An 18546-nucleotide genomic window follows, 5' to 3' on the forward strand; every position below is an offset into this window, starting at 1 on the left:
CGACAGGATGCTTTTTTGTTATGGCCTAATTATGGTTAATTATATTCTTTAGAGATCAGATAACACCTCTTGTATCTTTGCTTAGGTATACTTTAAATATAAGAAGGTTCTTTTTGCTTTTCTCAGGATGAAGTGGCAAGGGCATTTTTCCTCGTTTATTGATTATAATACTTCGAGGTAATAAGTCCCGTTCAAATAGAAGCAATTTGTAATTGCTTGAACTATCTATAACAATACCCGGTAGATTTTTTACATCCGCAATATCAATTTTATCTTTGGTCTTGATATCAAAGAGGTTAATTGCAATCGCTACTTTGTTCTCTCCAATTTCTTCGCTTTGAACGTGCTTCATATTATACTTTCCCGATAGACCTAGCTTTACTGTTGAAGAGCAACTTACGAGAGAAGACGTAACGATGAAGACTATAAATGATATTAATATTGCTGCGCGCATTTTCATGGATTTTAATTTATACATATTATTTCTGACATTTTTTACCTTTTTGTCCTTTTCTATATTTCTGAATTAATTCTTCTCTTTGTACAGAAGGTAAGTCTGTTTTATTTTTTTGATTCGCATAAATCTTATTTAGCTGTATACTTTGAAATGTTTCTTGTAAACCTTCTGTTGCTAAAACACGAGCTTCATCTATATTTGTTCCATAATTTTGATTTAGATAACCTGCAATAATTTCTGTATAGTTGGCCCACATTACATCATGATTTTGAATTAAATTATTAGCAACTCCTTTAGTGTAAAGATAGGCATGTATAGATTCGTGGATTACTACCGTTGCTATGTATTCTTGAGATGCATTTGGTAAAGTATTTACATTTAATTTTACTTCAACATCAAGGCGAGGATCTCCAGATCTAATAGTTGTACTAGCAATACCTCCAGTTAATTCTGGTAGATTTGTGCTTTGAGTAAATTTAAGGTTTACTAAACCATTTTGTTTAAAAATGTCGAACAGACGATCATTAGTAAAGGTAGAAATGTTTTTATTAATTATTTCATTAACCATTGATTTTAAACATTCGTTACTGATTTGGTTTGTTATGGTCATTGGAACTATTAATACACTTGGGCTATCAAAATCCCACTTTGGGATATAATCTATTGTGATCGGTGTTGTACTATTATTTGGGGGATCAACGGATACTTCATTAAGTAAATAGGAAAAGCAGATATTAACAACATCATTTACGGTTTTAATTTTATCTGCGTCTTGATCTTCTATAGACATTTCATATTCATTCTCAATAAAACTAATGAGGTCTAAGAAATCGATTTCTTCAAAGTCTAAATCGGCATATAAATCCGCATCCAAAGGGATATTTGCTACATCAATTCCTTTTAGATCAGAAATAAAAAGCTTAATGGTGGAAGCAACTGTCCAAAAACTAATTCGAGTATTAGCTATCTTTTTACTATCAAAAGTATTAAGTTCTGTCCTTTTGGGTTTTGTGGAATCAGAAAGCATGATTGAATCATTTTTTGAGCACGATAGTAATGACAAAATGAAAAATAATTTTAAAAGATGTTTCATATTATTTATTGTTTGTAATAGTTCTGAGTAAGTGTTGGATTAATAATTTTTGTTAGCTCGAAAAGATTGGTTATCTCAGTTTTATGTCAATTGTTAATCTTTGGAGAAATAATATACATTTAAAGTGATTATTTCTAAACATGAAAAAAACAATATCTATTTAGGATTCTTTTATTAAAGATATGGTTTTTTTTATTAATTCTAGATTATAAAATTAATATTATTTTTTGTTATTATATATGCTAACAAAAAAAGGCATCCCTCGCGGATGCCTGATTACTAAAATAGAGGGGAAAGGAATTAGAATTTGTATCCTACTGACAAGCCATAAGTTTCATTACGGGCACCCAGGTCTTTATTTCTTTTATTGAGGCCGTAATTGAATCTCAGGTCGAAAGTGAATTTCTCGACATCAGCTCCGACATTTATTAATGCGTCGTAGGACAGTTGTTTGAATGAGGATGTAGCAGTTGCCTTCACTTTTTTCAGATCATAGTTAAGTTGAGGTCCTGCAGATACACGTAAGTTCAATTCATCTTTTTCAAGGACTTTATATCCCACTTGTAGAGGTAGATTTGCCTGATAGAATTTTGGTGTGTACACTTTGCTGTCGTACGTATATTTTGCATTAAACATGGAAAAATTCAGTTCTGGTTGAAAGTATAATTTTTCAGTAGTACGTGCAAATACTCCTATATGTGCACCTATTTTGCCGGCTTCGTCTTTAATTGTTTTATTTCCATATGAAAAGCTGCTGTACTGTGCCCCCGCCTTTATGCCATATTCAATTTTTTGAGCATGTGCAGTTAGAGACAATCCCAAAGTAAGTGCTAATAGTGTGAATCCTGTTTTTAAGTTCTTGTTCATCTTTTTTGATTTTAGTAGATAATGAAATTTTTATTGTTGTTTAGGGATAAGACAGTGTAATTGCATTATACCCTTGTCGCATTTTAATTTTTTTTTTATTTCCATCTCCGGTGTGACCATAACCAATAACAAGGCGCTTTCATAATGCTATCTTCCAGTTTCCGGATATAATTGAGTGTTATTTCACCTGCTGAAGTTTGGCCTGCGGAATCACAGATAAGATCTAAGCTAAGCGTCCATGCGTAATCACCTGCAGGAGACAATTCCCCATATACTACATAAGCATTTAAAGTCTTCGCAATTTTTTCCGCTCCGCTAAAGGCATAGGTTTGCTGATTCAGAAATGTAACAGGATAGCCATTCTCAATTCCGGGATATTGATCCGCAAGAAATACTGTGATATTTGGAGCGTTCTTTTCCTTTAATAATGTCCTTAAAGCCTGAGATGAAGGAATAAGCCGTAAGCCTTCCCGTGTTCTGATTTTTGTGGAGAGGTGATCAAAAAGATCACTTTTTAAAGGTTTGTAAAGTGCTTGTACAGGTTTGTTTAATACACCTGGCAGGCGATTCAGAAGTTCCCAGTTTCCATAGTGACCCATCAGCATAATAATATGTCTCTTTTCGCGGTAAGGCGTGTCCAGTAGCTGTGTATTTTGCAAATGGAGTTTGGGTGAACGAAATATACCCGATAGTTGTTCAGTGACAATTCGGCCAAGTATACAATAGAAATCATGTACATGATGTACAATCGAAGTGTACGACATGTCGGGAAATGCTCTGGCGAAGTTTTGAATAACGACATTATATCGATAGCGAAATATTCGTCCGATTATAAATCCTGTAATACGGTATATGCTGTTCATGTGTTGAGCACTACGATTCGTTTTATTACTCTGTTTCTGCGCTTTCATGTATCGCATTTATAAGGGTATACAGCATCCATAGGAAAGAAATAAAAATTAATCCGCCGAGAATAAAAGAGTAGATGAGGAGGCTCATGTTTAACATTGTTTTTTAATAGTTTTGACAACTGGTTTGGCTTTTACCCTTAAAAAGAGGAGAAAAGTATCGGTGAAAACGGCAAAAAGAAAAAAAACAGAAAAAGGATGAGGGTAAATGATTTTAGAGTTGTCTTAGCTATAAATTGAAGAATAAATAACGTATTTAAATTATTTCGATGTTAGCAGGTATTGAACATATTCCGCTTCAAAAGGAACACAAGTTTGAAATGATCTTCAGAGAACATTTCAAGGATCTCCATCGGTATGCTTTTCGTTTCCTGGAGGATTCAGCTATTGCAGAAGAGGTGGTACAGCAGGTATTTATGAGGCTTTGGGAGCGGGACTGGGAGACAGATATCCACACTTCCTTAAAAGCCTACCTCTATCGTGCAGTGTATCATGAAAGTCTCAATACACTTAAGCGCGAGCAATTAAAAAGAAGGTATCAGGAATACCAGTTGCTGCATGAAAAAGATACAGAGTATATGGATCAGGGAGATTCGGAGTTAAAGAAACAATTGCATCAGGCACTGTTACAGCTGCCGGAGAAAAGCCGGGCTGTTTTTGAGATGAGTCGGTTTCAGGATTTAAAGTATAAGGAGATTGCAGATCTGCTCAACTTATCCATCAAGACCGTAGAAGGCCATATGAGCAAGGCATTGCGCCATCTGCGTGTACATCTGGTAGATTATTTAACCTTTTTAATCATCTCTTTACTATTTGGGTTATGAAAGACGTGTTAGTGACAAAATATATTGTAGGAGATGCTTCTCCGGAAGAGGTTCTTGTGGTAGAACAATGGATCTCCAGTAATCATGAAAATGAAAAAGTGTATCAACAAATGAAGAAAGCCTGGGAACTGAGTAAGCAAACAACTGTCCCGGAAGATATCGATGTCGATCGGGTCTGGGCAGATTTTGTACGGAGAAAGAATGAACGAGAGGAAGCTCAGGTCAAATATGAAAAACCTTCAAAGTTCTTTTCGGTCAAATGGATGATCGCAGCTGTCACCTTGTTGTGTTTGGGTATTTCTCTTTATTTCTTTGCAGTACAGTCTGCCGTGGATAAGCAATTGCAATCTTTTGCTGATGTCCGGAGAGATCAGTTACCTGACGGAAGTGTGGTTACGTTAAATAAATATTCTCAGATCGCCTATTCTGAGTCCTGGTTAAGTAAAAACAGATCAGTGAAACTTACATCCGGAGAAGTATTTTTTGAAGTGAAAAGAGATGAAAAGCATCCATTTGTAATCGATGCGGGTAAAACTAAAATTACTGTTCTGGGAACCAGTTTTCACGTAAGACGTAGTAATGGCGAAACAGAAGTAATTGTTGCCTCCGGCTCTGTACGTGTACGCAGTGCAGATCAGGAGGTCATCTTAAAGCCGTTACAATCTGTTCTGATAAGTGATACGCTGAAAAATAAGCTTAAGGTAGATACTGTTCCCGATCAATTGTATCGCTACTATGTACATCAGGAATTTGTATTTGAGAATACACCATTGCCACGGGTAATTGAAATACTGAATAAGGCCTACGATCAGCACCTGGTTTTGATCAACCCGAAGCACCGGCAGCTTTTGCTTACAGCAACGTTTGAACAGCAGCCATTATCCGAAATTATCAAAGTGCTCCTGGAGACCTTTGATTTAAAAATTGAGAAAAAGGGGAATGAGTACCATATCAAATAAAATCATGTCTAAAAATAACATATCATACTTGTCAAAAAATCTATTATGCTCACTTTTTGTTGCAGTCTGTATGTATGCATACGCTGGTGCGCAGGAAAAATTAGCACAGCAGATCAAAATTCCGGCTTTCAAAAATACATCAATACGTGATATCTTTGAACAGATTAAATCATCCAATCAAATTCTTTTTTCTTATAACAGCCAGTTAATCAATCAGGATAGCATCGTCAATGTTCCGGCGTACACTGGTGTGCTGGTCGGTTATCTTGAAAATCTGCTGGGAGATCAGTTCAGTTTTAAGGAGACAACCTCTCATGTAATTATCTCCTATTCTCCACAAAAGATGGATGTGGATGTTCATATCCCCGCTCAGATAAATAACAGAGTGATGATAACGGGATATATAAAGGATATCCGTACCAATAAAGCTATTCAATATGCCAGTATCTATGATAAAAATGCATTTGTATCTACCTTAACAGATAAAAACGGATATTTCGAACTTGATATCAAGAAGCCGGAGCAGCTTGTCGCTATATCAATGAGTAAGGAAAACTACAGAGATACATCCATTATTCTGCTGTTGCCCATAGAGGCTACCAAATTGGCAAAAAAGGGAAAACTGGGATATTATTCAGATTATAATAAAGAAAAAGGAATATTTACCACCTATCTCGGGAATTTGTTTTCTAATTCTTCGCGAAAGCTTCAGAGTCTCAATCTGGGAGGTGTGTTTGCATATAGCCCTTTTCAGGTATCCATGACACCGGGACTGAGCACACACGGTTTTTTTGAATCTCAGGTTGTCAATAAGTTTTCTCTTAACGTATTGGGTGGCTATACTGCCGGAGTGGATGGGTTCGAGATAGGCGGAGCATTAAATATCAATCAATACAATATGCGCGGTACACAGATCGGAGGTCTTGTAAATGTCGTAGGAGGAAATGTGAAAGGATTACAATTAGCAGGAGCTGGAAATGTGGTGGTTAACGATTTGTCGGGAGTACAAATCGGAGGACTATGGAACAAGGTAGATACCGTAAAGTCAGGACTACAGCTTGCAGGAGCACTTAATATTGCCAATTCTTCACAAGGAAGCCAGATTGCCGGACTGGTTAATGTGTCGCGCTCAGAAGTAAGCAACCAATTGGCAGGAGCTGTTAATGTGGCCACAAAAGTAAAAGGAGTGCAGATCGCCGGTTTGATTAATATTGCTGATAGCAGTGACTACCCGATTGGTCTCTTTAACCTCATAAAAAACGGATATAAAGAATTGTCTGTCAGTGCCGACGAAAGCAAGTTAGTAAGCCTTAATTTCAGGTCGGGAGGACGTGTGTTATACAGCCTTATCAGTGCAGGGTATTATTGGGACGATCCGGATCTCAAGTATGCTTTAGAATTTGGAGTAGGAGCAAATATGATTCGTAAGAAAAAGTTCTCATTGGCAGCTGAATTGATCAGCAGAACAAGTTATGATGAAGATTTCAAGAATGACTACTTCAGAGCAGGTCTGCGGGTAATTCCAAGATTTCATCTGTCAAAACATCTGGCTTTATATGCCGCACCTTCTTTCCATTATTCAGAACATATAGTTCCTGATGCAGACAAAGAGCCGGTTAAATGGAAGTTTTTCGGTTCAGATAAAAAAGCAGATACCTTCCATGGAGGAGGTTCAGTGGGGCTTGTATTCAATTGGTAATCTGAATAATTAAGCTCTGCAGATCAGAGGTCATGATTAATACCTCTGATCTGTTTAATAAATTTTATATCTCTCTTATTTTAATATTGCGGAAAGCTACAGAATCCGTATGGTTCTGAAAAGCAATCTTGCCTTCAGTAGCTTTTGCAAAATCAGGGTGCACCTTCAGATTGCTTTGCTGCACTTTTGCTTTCCAGGCAGGACCGCTCAGATCCTCTTCTGCAGTCAGTATACCATTGAGGTAAAAGCTGACTTTTCCATCTTTTTGAACAATTCGTGATGAATTCCATTCCCCGAAAGGTTTTGGTTTGGACTGATTACCCATACAACTTACATCATAGATACAGCCAGCCCAATGCGTGCTGTCTTTCTGGTGTCTGGGTTCCGCATTTGCATTGTCCAGAAGTTGCATTTCCACTCCAGTTGCAAATGTAGCACTATACTTCGGGTCTTCCTGTACATTGATAAATACGCCGCTGTTTCCTCCTTTGGCAATACTCCAGTCGAATGCTAATTCGAAGTTTTTATAGTTTTTATCTGTTGTAAGATCTCCGAATATACCGTCTTTCTTGTGCGGTGAGCAGGCCAGTATCCCATTGTTCACAATCCATTTGGAATCTTTGGCTGTGCTGTTAAAAATATGCCACCCTTCAGTATTATCTCCGTTAAAAAGAAATTGCCATCCTGCCTTTTGTTCAGCTTCTGTAAGGGGCTTAGAAGTAGAGTTGGAGTTTGAACAGCTTTGAAACACAAAAATCAGCAATGTAATGAAAAGGAGATGTTTGTTTATAAAGTACATATGTATCCGTATTGGTTTTTGGTAAAGATATAAAAATTATAATTTCTTAATTGTCTGAAAATGATTAGTTAATATAGTTTTATCTTTTTTGTAAAAACCAATCTGCATATGAAGCGAGAAGTAGATTTAGTCATTCTGTCGGATGTCCACCTGGGTACATATGGATGCAGAGCTCAGGAGCTTTTGCAGTATCTCAGGTCCATAAAGCCGCGCAAACTTATTCTGAATGGAGATATCGTAGATATCTGGCAATTCAAAAAAAGTTATTTCCCCGATTCACATTTGCTGGTTATAAAATATATTTTTGAACTCGCCTGTCAGGACACAGAAGTCATTTATATCACTGGTAATCACGATGAGATGCTTCGGAAATTTGCAAACGTGCATTTTGGTAATATCCTGCTGACGAATAAAATAATTCTCAATCTTGGTGGTAAACTGGCCTGGATCTTTCATGGAGATGTATTTGATGCTTCCGTTCATCATGCCAAGTGGTTGGCAAAATTGGGAGGTTGGGGCTATGATAAGCTTATTCAGCTTAATAATCTGGTAAACTGGGCGCTGACGAAAATGGGAAGAGAGAAATACTCGTTTTCAAAAAAAATAAAAAACAGTGTCAAGAAAGCGGTGAAATATATTAATGATTTTGAAGAGACAGCTTCAGAGCTCGCGATAGAACAAAATTATGATTACGTTATCTGTGGACATATCCATCAGCCTCAGATCCGGACGGTCAAAACAAAAAAAGGGGAGACTATCTACCTCAATTCAGGAGACTGGGTCGAAAATCTGACAGCATTAGAATACCATGAAGGTGAATGGGAGATGTTTGTATATGAAAACAGTAAACATCTGTTAGGCAAATATCCCACTCCTGAAGTTTCATTTAAAACCTCTATAGATCAGCTTCTGGAAAATATTCTGAAATCCAGATAAGAAATTAGAATTGAATGATTTCGTGGATTTGTTCCTGTACAAATTTCACCGTTGTTGATTGAAACAGCTGTTGATCTTCATTCAGTTCGGATTGAATATGCGGGATGTGAATTTTGAGAGGAAGTACATGCATGCGGAGGTAGTTACAAACTCCTGTAAAGTGATCCACGCCTCTGATGTTACCATACTTTCCACTTGATACGCCTACCAAAGCTACTTTTTTGTTGAAGAAGCTTACCGGAAAGGTACAGGCATCGATAAATACCTTAAGCACTCCGGGGTAGCTGCCATTGTATTCAGGGATAACAAAAATAAACTTTTTAGCTGCCGACACCTGCTCCTGAATGATGCTGAAGGCTTCGCTGCGGTGGTTGTAGAGGTCTGATACGATGATGTTTTCGGGAAGATCTCCTAAGGATAATAAACTCCAGTCTTCTCCTTTGCGTCTGAGTTCCTGCTGATAATATGATGCCACCTTCAGGGAGTGACTTCCCACTCTGTTTGTTCCCGATATAATTAAATTCATTGTCGTCTTGTTACTTACAAAAACCGCCCCGTACAGAGGTTACGATATCATTGATTTTTTGTATCTTAGCGGTCTGTGGTTTAGTGGACTAAACTGCTATCAAAAGTACGAATTTAACATCATTTAAGCATTTTATTCATAAATCGTCATTAAATTTGTCGTTTAAGCAGAACAAAAGCAGGTTTTTTTTGATGGTTTATTCGAATTAAGAGGCATATAACGTTTTAGATTATCATTCAATGGGTAAAATTATAGCTATCGCAAATCAAAAGGGAGGAGTAGGGAAAACCACTACTTCTATTAACCTGGCTGCGAGTTTGGCCGTGTTAGAATATAAAACACTTCTGGTTGATGCTGATCCTCAGGCTAATTCAACGTCTGGTATCGGTTTTGACCCAAGAGGAATCAAAGCAAGCGTATATGAGTGTCTGGTCAATGACCTGAGCGCCCGCGAAGCTATTCAAGCCACCGAAACTCCAAATCTGGATCTGCTTCCGGCACATATTGATCTGGTCGGAGCGGAGATCGAGATGATCAATATGCACGAGCGTGAATACAAAATGAAGAAGATTCTGGATGAGATCAAAGACGATTACGATTTTATCATCATTGACTGTTCACCTTCTTTAGGATTGATTACGATCAATGCCCTTACCGGTTCGGATTCGGTTATTATTCCGGTACAGTGTGAATACTTTGCGCTTGAAGGACTTGGTAAATTATTGAATACAATTAAGATTGTTCAAAACAGGTTAAATACAAATCTGGAAATCGAAGGAATCTTACTGACAATGTATGACGTGCGTCTTCGCCTGTCCAATCAGGTAGTGGAAGAAGTCCGTACACATTTTAATGATCTGGTATTTAGTACTATTATTCAACGGAATACGCGTTTGAGCGAAGCTCCGAGTTTTGGTATCTCCGTAATTATGCATGACGCGTCCTGTAAAGGAGCGATTAATTACCTGAATCTGGCAAGAGAGATTCTGGAAAAAAATGGAATGGTTAAAGAGGAAAAGCAAACGGTAACTGCATAATATGGCTGCACAACAACGTAAAACAGGATTAGGAAAAGGGCTTGGGGCATTGCTCCAAAATGAAAATATTGAAGTATCCAGATCATCAAGTGTATCGGAGTCTGATGTAATGGAAAAAGGAAAAACTTCCGGCAGCATTAATTTTATCAAAGTAGACGAGATCACCGTCAATCCTTTTCAGCCGCGTACAGATTTTGACGAGCAGGCTCTTCAGGAATTATCCGAATCTATACAGCTTCAGGGATTAATACAGCCGATTACTGTTCGTCAGGTAGGAGATAACGCTTATCAGCTGATCAGTGGTGAGCGTCGTTTGCGTGCTTCCAAACTGGCGGGTATCACTTCCATTCCGGCATATGTACGTACGGCCAATGACCAGCAAATGCTGGAAATGGCACTTATCGAAAATATTCAACGTGAAAACCTGAATGCTATCGAAGTGGCGCTGAGTTTTCAACGTATGATAGAAGAATGTAACCTTAAACAAGAGGAGTTGGGTGATCGTGTGAGTAAAAACCGCTCTACGGTGACGAACTATCTGCGCCTGTTGAAATTGCCTCCCGTTATACAGGCGGCAATTCGTGACGGACAGCTTACTATGGGGCATGCCCGCGCGCTTATCAATGTAGGTGAAGTAGATAAACAACTGTATATCTTTAAAGAAATCATTGAAAAGGGACTTTCCGTACGTAAAGCCGAGCAATTGGTGCGTGAAGTACAACAGGCCGCTGCCCGTAAGAAAGCTCCTTCAGATAAAAAAACAGCACTGACTTTTCAATTTCAAAAAATAGAAGACGATCTGGCAAGTAAATTTGCTTCAAGAGTAAAACTAAACGTTAAGTCATCTACAAAAGGAAAAGGAGCTATTGAGATTCCTTTCGAATCAGAAGATGATCTGAGCCGAATCCTGGAGTTATTGGATTGGTAATTTATAGAATGATGATAAAGTACCTGTTCACTCTTTTCGTTCTGATTTCCACCACAGTAGCCTGCTTTGCTCAAAAAGCGGATACTGTCAAAACTATTCCCGCAAAGAATACAAAACCGGAAATAGAAAAAGTCGTTACTCAGGATACGATCAAGAAGGAAGAATCCCGAAAAGAAAGAAGAAAGAGAGAAAAGGCCGAAAGGGAAGCAAAGGAAAAGGCGGAAGAAGTTTTTAAAGACTCTGCCCGTCTTGCCATTGAACACAAGTCCAAAGTCGCCTGGAAAAGATCTCTTATCCTTCCCGGATGGGGGCAACATTATAACGGAGGTGTATGGTGGATCAAAGTTCCGGTCATATACGGGGGTTTTGTATCTACAGGTCTTATCATTGAATTTAACCAAAGATATTACAGCCAGGTACTTAAAGAGCTGGATTTTCGTATTTCCACAGGGGATACAGAAAGGAAAGATCCAGAACTACAAGGAATGTCTACCACAGGACTGATACAGGCTAAAGACAATTTCAGAAGAAACCGTGATCTGGCTATATTAGGTACACTGGGTTGGTATGGATTGAACATTGTAGAAGCCTATGTCGATTCTATGCTTAAGAACCGATGGAATATTGGAGATGCAAAAAAAGTAAATATCCGGTTTTCTCCTACTATTATTTCTAACAACAGTTATGCTTTCCAAAGCGGCCCCATTCGGCCGTCTATTGGTCTAAAAATGACAATGCAATTCAAATAATACACGCAAACCTCTTTGTAAATCCATTTAAGTCATTAAATTAGCGTGGTAAATATTTTGACTTGAAGAAAAAATCCTGATAATATGAATATCTGTCTATCTCACACCACATTTACGGGAGTAGATATGATTCGGATAGACCATATTACAGTTAAAAAACAAATTATATCCATATGAAAATAGTCCTTTTGGGATACGGCAAAATGGGGCAGCTCATTGAGAAATTCGCACAAAAGCGAGGTCATGAGGTGATACTTGTTGTTGATCAGCATAACAGAGAAACATTAACGGCTCAAAATATACAGGATGCCGATGTGGCTATCGATTTCAGTGTGCCATCAGGAGCGCTGGAGAATATCAGTCTGTGTTTTGAAGCATCCGTGCCACTTGTTGTAGGTACAACAGGATGGTACGATCATCTGGATGAGGTAAAAGATATTTGTCTGGAGACCGATCAATCCTTATTATATGGTTCTAATTTCAGCATTGGCGTAAATATTTTCTTCCATATCAATAAAATGCTGGCCAAAGCTATCCAGCCCTATCATCAATATGATGTGCAGGTAGAAGAAATCCATCACGTGCATAAGCTGGATGCCCCAAGCGGGACAGCTATTACTATTGCAGAAGGTATTCTGAATAATAGCGATACCAAACAGCAATGGGTAAATGAACTGGTAGATGAAGGAGACGGTATCATTCCTAAACCAAATGAATTGCTGATCGAAAGCCTGCGTATCGAAGAAGTACCGGGAACGCATACTGTACTCTATAGTTCAGAAGTAGACCAGATCGAATTTAAGCATACCGCACATAACCGCGAAGGGTTTGCGCTTGGAGCTGTTATAGCGGCAGAGTGGCTTAAGGGTAAAAAAGGATTCTATCAGGTAACCGAAATGTTTGACTTTAATAAGTAAATCATATGATCAGTATTATTGTATTTATAGTATTCACTCTTGTTGCCTTATTCGGACTTTGGCAGCTCTTTGTCAAAGCAGGAAAACAAGGATGGGAGTCCATCGTACCTTTTTATCGGGAATATGTATTCGCACAATTAACGGGAAAGCCAACCTGGCAGGTATTTCTATTACTGATTCCGATCGTTAATATCTTTATTTTCTATGGTCTTTACTTGGACTTTATCAAATCCTTTGGTAAGTTTAGATTTTGGGAACATGCTGCGGCGATATTAGTTCCTTTTATCGTATTGCCTATGTGGGCAAAAGATCCTCAGGTAAAATACCTGGGACTGTCTGCTACAGAAGAATTCAAAAAGAAATATCCGTACAAGAAATCTGTCGGAAGAGAGTGGGCAGATGCGATTGTCTTTGCAATCGTTGCCGCTTATTTTATCAGAAGCTTTGTGATCGAATTGTATTTTATACCATCCGGATCGATGGAAAAAAGCTTAATGACTGGAGATTGTATCGTCGTAAGTAAATTTCACTACGGCGTTCGTCTGCCTATTACACCAATAGCCTTTCCTTTAGCACATCATACCATGCCGCTTTTAGGTACAAAAGCCTATTCGACTATAATCCAGTGGCCGTATCGCCGTTTGCCGGGATTACAGGAAATCAAGCGGAATGATATATTTGTTTTCAATCTTCCTGAAGAGGCTGATCCGCCGTTAAGCCGGCCTATCGACAAACGGGAAAATCTGATCAAACGTTGTGTGGGACTTCCTGGCGATATTATCACGCTTAAAGAGTCTGTATTATTCGTGAATAACAAACCCGGTTTTGATCCGCCGGAAGGAATGATGGATTATTTTGTTTTTACTGATGGAACAGGGCTGGATTCACGTCGTATGTTAGAAAAACGTATTGAATTCTATTCCGCAGGTCAGGAGCCTTATCAGGTGTTTTTGACTAAAGCAGAATTGGCCGATATGAAAACATGGGCGAATATCAAGCAGATCATCCCTAATATTGCCAAGCCTACAGATATAGATCAGGGAGAAGGCATATTTCCACACAATCCCAAATATCACTGGAATGTCGATAACTTCGGACCGCTACAAATCCCTAAAAAAGGATGGACAGTTCAGCTTGACAGTATGACTATGCCACTTTATGAACGTGCAATCCGTGTATATGAAGGAAATGAAGTGGAGACTAAAGCGGACGGTATTTATATCAATGGTGCCAAAGCAACAAGCTATACTTTCAAAATGAATTATTACTGGATGATGGGTGATAACCGCCACAACTCCAGAGATGCCCGCGTATGGGGATTAGTTCCTGAGGATCATATCGTAGGAAAACCTCTTTTTGTATTATACAGCAAAGATAAAGATGGCTCAGGATTCTCGAGTTTCAGATGGAATAGAGTATTTAAAAGCATAAACGATTAAAGAAGCGAAGGACACAACTTCATGTGGTATATTATATTTGGAATAACAGCTCTCCTGTCCGTATATGGGGTCTGGAGATTGTTTGAAAAGGCAGGGGAACAAGGGTGGAAGGCTATTATTCCATTGTACAGAGAATATGTGATGGCGCAACGTACGGCCAGACCAACATGGACGGTGTTGCTTCTCCTTGTACCTATCGTTAATGTCTTCGTGTTTTACGGTATCTGGTTCGACTTCATCAAATCTTTTGGTAAGAGGCGATTTTGGGAACATGCAGCCGTTGTATTGATTCCCTTTATCATTCTGCCGTTGTGGGGACACGATAACAATGTAAAATATCTCGGAGCATATAATACTGCAGCGTTTAAGAAACAATATCCTTATACCAAATCATTTGCAAGAGAATGGGCGGACGCTATTGTATTTGCTGTTATTGCCGCCTCATTGATCAGGGGATTTTTGATTGAAGCCTATATGATTCCTACCGGCTCAATGGAAAGGAGTCTGTTGGTGGGTGATTTTCTATTTGTCAGTAAGTTAAATTACGGTCCCCGTATTCCTATTACCCCGCTGGCTTTCCCATTTGCACACCATACTATGCCGGTTACCGGTGGCAAAGCTTATTCAGAATGGATTCAGGTCCCTTATAGACGACTCCCCGGATTTCAGGATATCAAACGCAATGACGTAGTTGTTTTTAATTATCCGATGGAAGCTGATGCGCCTTATAACCGACCAATAGATAAAAGGGAAAACTACATTAAGCGACTGGTTGGAATGCCTGGCGATAAAGTGACCATGAAAAGCAAGAGATTGTTGATCAATGGAGAACCCGCTTTTACGAATGAGGATATGCAGCATGGCTATCTCGTCTTTACAGATGGTTCCGGTCTGGATCAGAAACAATTGGTTCGTAAGCGATACGAATCTACTGAAAGTTTTATAGAGCCCTATCTTCTTCATATTACCCCTGAAGAATCGGAAGATGTAAAGAAATGGGCACACGTGGAACAAGTTATTTCGTTTCAGAATCAGAATTCAGCATTTCCACATATCGATAAATGGGACTGGACATTTGACAATTTTGGTCCGGTTGTCGTTCCTTCAAAAGGCTGGACAGTTCAGCTTGACAGCATGACCATGCCCCTTTATGAGCGTGCTATCCGGGTGTATGAGGGAAATACACTGGAAGAAAAAAAGGATGGTATTTATATCAATGGAGCTAAAGCAACAAGCTATACTTTCCAAATGAATTACTACTGGATGATGGGCGATAACCGCGACAATTCTGAAGACTCCAGGGGATGGGGATTTGTCCCGGAAGACCATATTGTAGGCAAAGCACTATTTGTATGGCTGAGCTGGGATAAGGACGGAAGCTTCCTGTCAAAAATAAGGTGGAACAGAATATTTAAAGGAATAAAATAAACATCCTTACGGATACTAAAAATCCTCCCCTGAATAACATTCGGAGGAGGATTTTTAGTATTATAAAGTATTATTCCTTCTTTGTTAAGGGTTACTTTAACGCGGCTAAATATCGCTTTATTGTTTCTTCAAGACCCAGATAGAGTGCATCTGCTATAAGGGCATGTCCTATGCTTACTTCGAGTAGACCGGGGATATGCTGATTAAAATAAGTCAGATTATTCAGATCCAGATCATGACCTGCATTGATGCCCAGTCCCACTTCGTTTGCTTTTTGGGCGGCCTTAAAATAAGGTTGTATAGCTGCTTCGCGTTCATCCAGAAATGCCGTTGCATACGCTTCTGTATACAACTCGATACGGTCAGTGCCCGTTTCTGCTGCGGCTTCTACCATTTCCGGGTCAGGATCTACAAATATAGACACCCTAATACCGTGATCTTTAAAAAGTTTGCACATTTCCTTTAAATAAGCCTGATGCTTAATGGTATCCCATCCATGATTGGATGTAATCTGCCCTTCCTCGTCTGGAACAAGCGTCACCTGAGCCGGTTTATTGGCTAACACAAGATCAACAAATTTTTGTTCCCGGCAATTGCCTTCAATATTAAATTCTGTTGTAATATTTTCTTTCAGATCATACACATCTGTATAGCGGATATGGCGTTCATCCGGTCGTGGATGTACGGTGATGCCCTGAGCACCAAACCGTTCGCAGGCTAAAGCTGCAGCTAATACGCTCGGATTATTTCCCCCTCTGGAATTACGAAGAGTGGCGATCTTATTGATATTTACAGATAATCTAGTCATAATGAGATGTAATTAGAGTATGCGTATACAAACATAAATATAAAGAGAGACTTCTGTGTGTTTTTGTCAATTATTAACACTCATCTTTAGTCGATTTTTTTTAACTTGCGGGATATATCAATTTTAAATGGATTCGAGTTTCTTAAGTGGTTTTAGGCTGTTAGATATTGTGGACATCTTGCTGGTGGCCATTATTATTTATTATGTCTACAGCCTGATAAGAGGAACCATTGCCGTTAACATCCTTATAGGAGTAGCGTTATTTTACGGGATATATCTTATTGTCAAGCAGATGGAGATGCGTTTGCTGACAGAAATCTTTGGCGGATTTATTTCAGTTGGATCCATTGCACTGATTGTGGTCTTCCAACAGGAGATCAGGCGTTTTTTGCTTCATGTAGGCAAGAATATATCCATGAAACGGAAGAAGTACCTGTGGTCATTCTTAGGTAACAAAAAAGCCGTTGCTAGTGAAAATACTGAATTTCTGAGACCGATTATTGATGCATGCCGCAGTATGTCCAAATCCAGAACCGGAGCTTTACTGGTTTTTGCCAAATATTTTGACGAAGAATACTATCAGAGTAGCGGAGAACTTATAGATGCGCATATCTCCAAGCGGCTGATTGAAAGTATATTTAATAAACTAAGTCCTTTACATGATGGGGCGGTAGTAATTGTAGACAACAAAATTATGTCTGCAAGTTGTGTATTGCCACTGTCAGATAGTGAAGATCTGCCTTTGCAATTTGGATTACGCCACCGGGCAGCGATTGGTGTGACAGAGATCAGTGACGCCATCGCCGTTGTCGTATCAGAAGAGACAGGTGAGATTTCCTTTGCCAAGGACGGAAATGTGAATATGAATATTACACACGAAGAGCTGGAAGAGCTTTTGAAGGCAGAATTATAACCTAACCAATGCATAACATATTTAAGAACCTAACCTTTCAAGTTCTTACTGCTATTATTTTAGGTGTCCTTGCAGGCATCTATTTTCCCGGTTTTGCGGATACAGCAAGAATCATCAGTGAGACTTTTATCAATATGATCAAAATGGTCATTGCGCCTATTATCTTTTTAACCATAGTGCTCGGCATAGCAAGCATGGGAGATATGAAAAAGGTAGGGCGCGTAGGTGGAAAAGCACTTCTTTATTTTGAAATCGTTACCACATTTGCACTTATTATAGGTCTTTTTGTGGCCCACTACACTGAGCCGGGAAGAGGAGTCAACTTTAATCATGAAGGGGTCGCGGATATTCAGAAATATAAGAATGAAGCTGCAGAAATCAACTGGATAGAATTTTTTACCCATATTGTTCCTTCCAATGTGTTCAAAGCATTTACGGATGGAAATATCCTGCAGGTCTTATTCTTTTCTATATTATTCGGACTTGGTTTGACAAAACTTGGTGAACAGGGACAGCCATTGCTGCGGAGCTTTGACCGGTTTTCAAAAGTACTCTTTAATATTATGAAGATGATTATGAGGCTGGCTCCTTTAGGCGCTTTCGGAGGAATGGCCTATACTATAGGAACGCACGGAATAGAAGCACTGGCGCCTATGGGGCGACTTATGCTTTCGGTGTATGCCACCATGATTCTATTCATCTTCGTATGTCTGAATATTATCTGTCGTATGTATAAATTCAGCCTGTGGAAATACCTCAAATTTATAAAGGAAGAAATTCTGATCGTATTGGGGACATCGTCTTCCGAATCTGTATTACCCAATATTATGCAAAAGATGGAGGACTTTGGATGTTCCCGTTCTGTCGTTGGATTGGTGATTCCGACAGGTTATTCATTCAATCTGGACGGAACGACTATCTATCTGTCTATGGCTACCATCTTTTTAGCGCAGGTTTTTCATGTAGATCTGAGCTTTGCACAACTGTTAACCATTATCGGAATATTGTTAGTGACAAGTAAAGGTGCTGCCGCTGTTACAGGAGGAGGTTTTATTGTTCTGGCAGGTACATTGACAGCACTCAAGGTTATTCCAGTAGAAGGAATGGCCATATTGCTGGGAGTGGACCGCTTCATGAGTGAAGCAAGGGCAATCACTAATCTTATCGGAAATGGTGTCGCTACAGTCGTCATCGCAAAAAGTGAAAAAGAATTCGATGAGGAAAAGTATCAGCACGCCATTTCTGAATTATAGGAATAC

Annotated in this window: 19 protein-coding genes; 12 read left to right on the top strand and 7 right to left on the bottom strand. The window is 39.0% G+C overall.

All coding sequences use genetic code 11. The features are described 5' to 3' along the window. Nucleotides 1-55: 55 nt before the first annotated feature. The 4 genes from B4B65_RS05980 to B4B65_RS05995 all read right to left on the bottom strand — a co-directional run bounded on the left by B4B65_RS05980 (nucleotide 56) and on the right by B4B65_RS05995 (nucleotide 3328). Complete coding sequence (locus tag B4B65_RS05980) at nucleotides 56-352, bottom strand: hypothetical protein (protein ID WP_293914295.1); 297 nt, start codon at nucleotides 350-352, stop codon at nucleotides 56-58. A 127-nt stretch (nucleotides 353-479) separates the two neighbouring features. Beyond that, a complete protein-coding gene (locus B4B65_RS05985) occupies nucleotides 480-1550 on the bottom strand; it encodes an acyl carrier protein (protein ID WP_293914297.1) in 1071 nt (356 codons plus the stop codon). Between the two features lie 300 nt (nucleotides 1551-1850). Beyond that, complete coding sequence (locus B4B65_RS05990) at nucleotides 1851-2417, bottom strand: porin family protein (protein WP_293914299.1); 567 nt, start codon at nucleotides 2415-2417, stop codon at nucleotides 1851-1853. 95 nt (nucleotides 2418-2512) lie between these two features. Continuing rightward, nucleotides 2513-3328 carry a lysophospholipid acyltransferase family protein gene (locus B4B65_RS05995; RefSeq protein WP_293914301.1) on the bottom strand — a complete coding sequence of 272 codons (816 nt, stop codon included), beginning with the start codon at nucleotides 3326-3328 and terminating at the stop codon, nucleotides 2513-2515. Between the two features lie 266 nt (nucleotides 3329-3594). On the opposite strand from B4B65_RS05995, the gene B4B65_RS06000 reads away from it, so the two are divergent. From B4B65_RS06000 to B4B65_RS06010, 3 genes are all read left to right on the top strand, one after another. Then, nucleotides 3595-4149, top strand: coding sequence for an RNA polymerase sigma-70 factor (locus B4B65_RS06000; protein ID WP_003000010.1), 555 nt, complete (start codon nucleotides 3595-3597; stop codon nucleotides 4147-4149). After that, nucleotides 4146-5108 carry a FecR family protein gene (locus B4B65_RS06005; protein ID WP_293914304.1) on the top strand — a complete coding sequence of 321 codons (963 nt, stop codon included), beginning with the start codon at nucleotides 4146-4148 and terminating at the stop codon, nucleotides 5106-5108. The genes B4B65_RS06000 and B4B65_RS06005 overlap by 4 nt, the downstream gene beginning before the upstream one ends. A 70-nt stretch (nucleotides 5109-5178) precedes the next feature. Further along, a complete protein-coding gene (locus B4B65_RS06010) occupies nucleotides 5179-6807 on the top strand; it encodes a hypothetical protein (protein WP_293914306.1) in 1629 nt (542 codons plus the stop codon). Nucleotides 6808-6871: 64 nt separating this feature from the next. Here B4B65_RS06010 and B4B65_RS06015 read toward each other — a convergent pair whose 3' ends face one another. Next, on the bottom strand, nucleotides 6872-7606 hold the full coding sequence (locus B4B65_RS06015; RefSeq protein ID WP_293914308.1) for a 3-keto-disaccharide hydrolase: 735 nt from the start codon (nucleotides 7604-7606) through the stop codon (nucleotides 6872-6874). 108 nt (nucleotides 7607-7714) lie between these two features. Here B4B65_RS06015 and B4B65_RS06020 point away from each other — a divergent pair, with 108 nt between their 5' ends. Beyond that, nucleotides 7715-8542: a UDP-2,3-diacylglucosamine diphosphatase gene (locus tag B4B65_RS06020; protein ID WP_201680860.1), complete on the top strand. Its 828-nt coding sequence runs from the start codon at nucleotides 7715-7717 to the stop codon at nucleotides 8540-8542. 4 nt (nucleotides 8543-8546) lie between these two features. Here B4B65_RS06020 and B4B65_RS06025 read toward each other — a convergent pair whose 3' ends face one another. Beyond that, complete coding sequence (locus tag B4B65_RS06025; RefSeq protein WP_201680859.1) at nucleotides 8547-9068, bottom strand: NADPH-dependent FMN reductase; 522 nt, start codon at nucleotides 9066-9068, stop codon at nucleotides 8547-8549. Nucleotides 9069-9307: 239 nt separating this feature from the next. Between B4B65_RS06025 and B4B65_RS06030 the strand changes: the two genes are divergently transcribed. The 6 genes from B4B65_RS06030 to lepB (B4B65_RS06055) all read left to right on the top strand — a co-directional run bounded on the left by B4B65_RS06030 (nucleotide 9308) and on the right by lepB (B4B65_RS06055) (nucleotide 15566). Next, a complete protein-coding gene (locus B4B65_RS06030; RefSeq protein ID WP_003012633.1) occupies nucleotides 9308-10105 on the top strand; it encodes a ParA family protein in 798 nt (265 codons plus the stop codon). Between the two features lies 1 nt (nucleotide 10106). Next, nucleotides 10107-11033, top strand: a complete 927-nt coding sequence (locus tag B4B65_RS06035; protein WP_201680858.1) for a ParB/RepB/Spo0J family partition protein — start codon at nucleotides 10107-10109, stop codon at nucleotides 11031-11033. Nucleotides 11034-11041: 8 nt separating this feature from the next. After that, complete coding sequence (locus B4B65_RS06040) at nucleotides 11042-11782, top strand: DUF5683 domain-containing protein (RefSeq protein ID WP_293914313.1); 741 nt, start codon at nucleotides 11042-11044, stop codon at nucleotides 11780-11782. Nucleotides 11783-11955: 173 nt separating this feature from the next. Further along, nucleotides 11956-12699, top strand: a complete 744-nt coding sequence (dapB, locus tag B4B65_RS06045; RefSeq protein ID WP_293914315.1) for a 4-hydroxy-tetrahydrodipicolinate reductase — start codon at nucleotides 11956-11958, stop codon at nucleotides 12697-12699. A 5-nt stretch (nucleotides 12700-12704) separates the two neighbouring features. Beyond that, nucleotides 12705-14138, top strand: a complete 1434-nt coding sequence (gene lepB / locus B4B65_RS06050; protein ID WP_293914317.1) for a signal peptidase I — start codon at nucleotides 12705-12707, stop codon at nucleotides 14136-14138. Nucleotides 14139-14159: 21 nt separating this feature from the next. Next, nucleotides 14160-15566 carry a signal peptidase I gene (gene lepB, locus B4B65_RS06055; RefSeq protein WP_293914318.1) on the top strand — a complete coding sequence of 469 codons (1407 nt, stop codon included), beginning with the start codon at nucleotides 14160-14162 and terminating at the stop codon, nucleotides 15564-15566. 91 nt (nucleotides 15567-15657) lie between these two features. Here the strand turns inward: lepB (B4B65_RS06055) and B4B65_RS06060 are convergent, their stop codons facing one another. After that, the gene (locus B4B65_RS06060; protein WP_003012623.1) at nucleotides 15658-16374 is read right to left on the bottom strand and encodes a pyridoxine 5'-phosphate synthase; all 717 of its coding nucleotides are present in this window, start codon (nucleotides 16372-16374) and stop codon (nucleotides 15658-15660) included. A gap of 127 nt (nucleotides 16375-16501) precedes the next feature. On the opposite strand from B4B65_RS06060, the gene cdaA reads away from it, so the two are divergent. Both cdaA and B4B65_RS06070 read left to right on the top strand, forming a co-directional pair. Further along, on the top strand, nucleotides 16502-17287 hold the full coding sequence (cdaA, locus tag B4B65_RS06065) for a diadenylate cyclase CdaA (RefSeq protein ID WP_002999975.1): 786 nt from the start codon (nucleotides 16502-16504) through the stop codon (nucleotides 17285-17287). Between the two features lie 8 nt (nucleotides 17288-17295). Next, nucleotides 17296-18540, top strand: coding sequence for a dicarboxylate/amino acid:cation symporter (locus B4B65_RS06070; RefSeq protein WP_293914322.1), 1245 nt, complete (start codon nucleotides 17296-17298; stop codon nucleotides 18538-18540). Nucleotides 18541-18546 lie beyond the last annotated feature (6 nt).

Source organism: Sphingobacterium sp. UBA5789 (assembly GCF_002418355.1).
GTDB lineage: Bacteria > Bacteroidota > Bacteroidia > Sphingobacteriales > Sphingobacteriaceae > Sphingobacterium.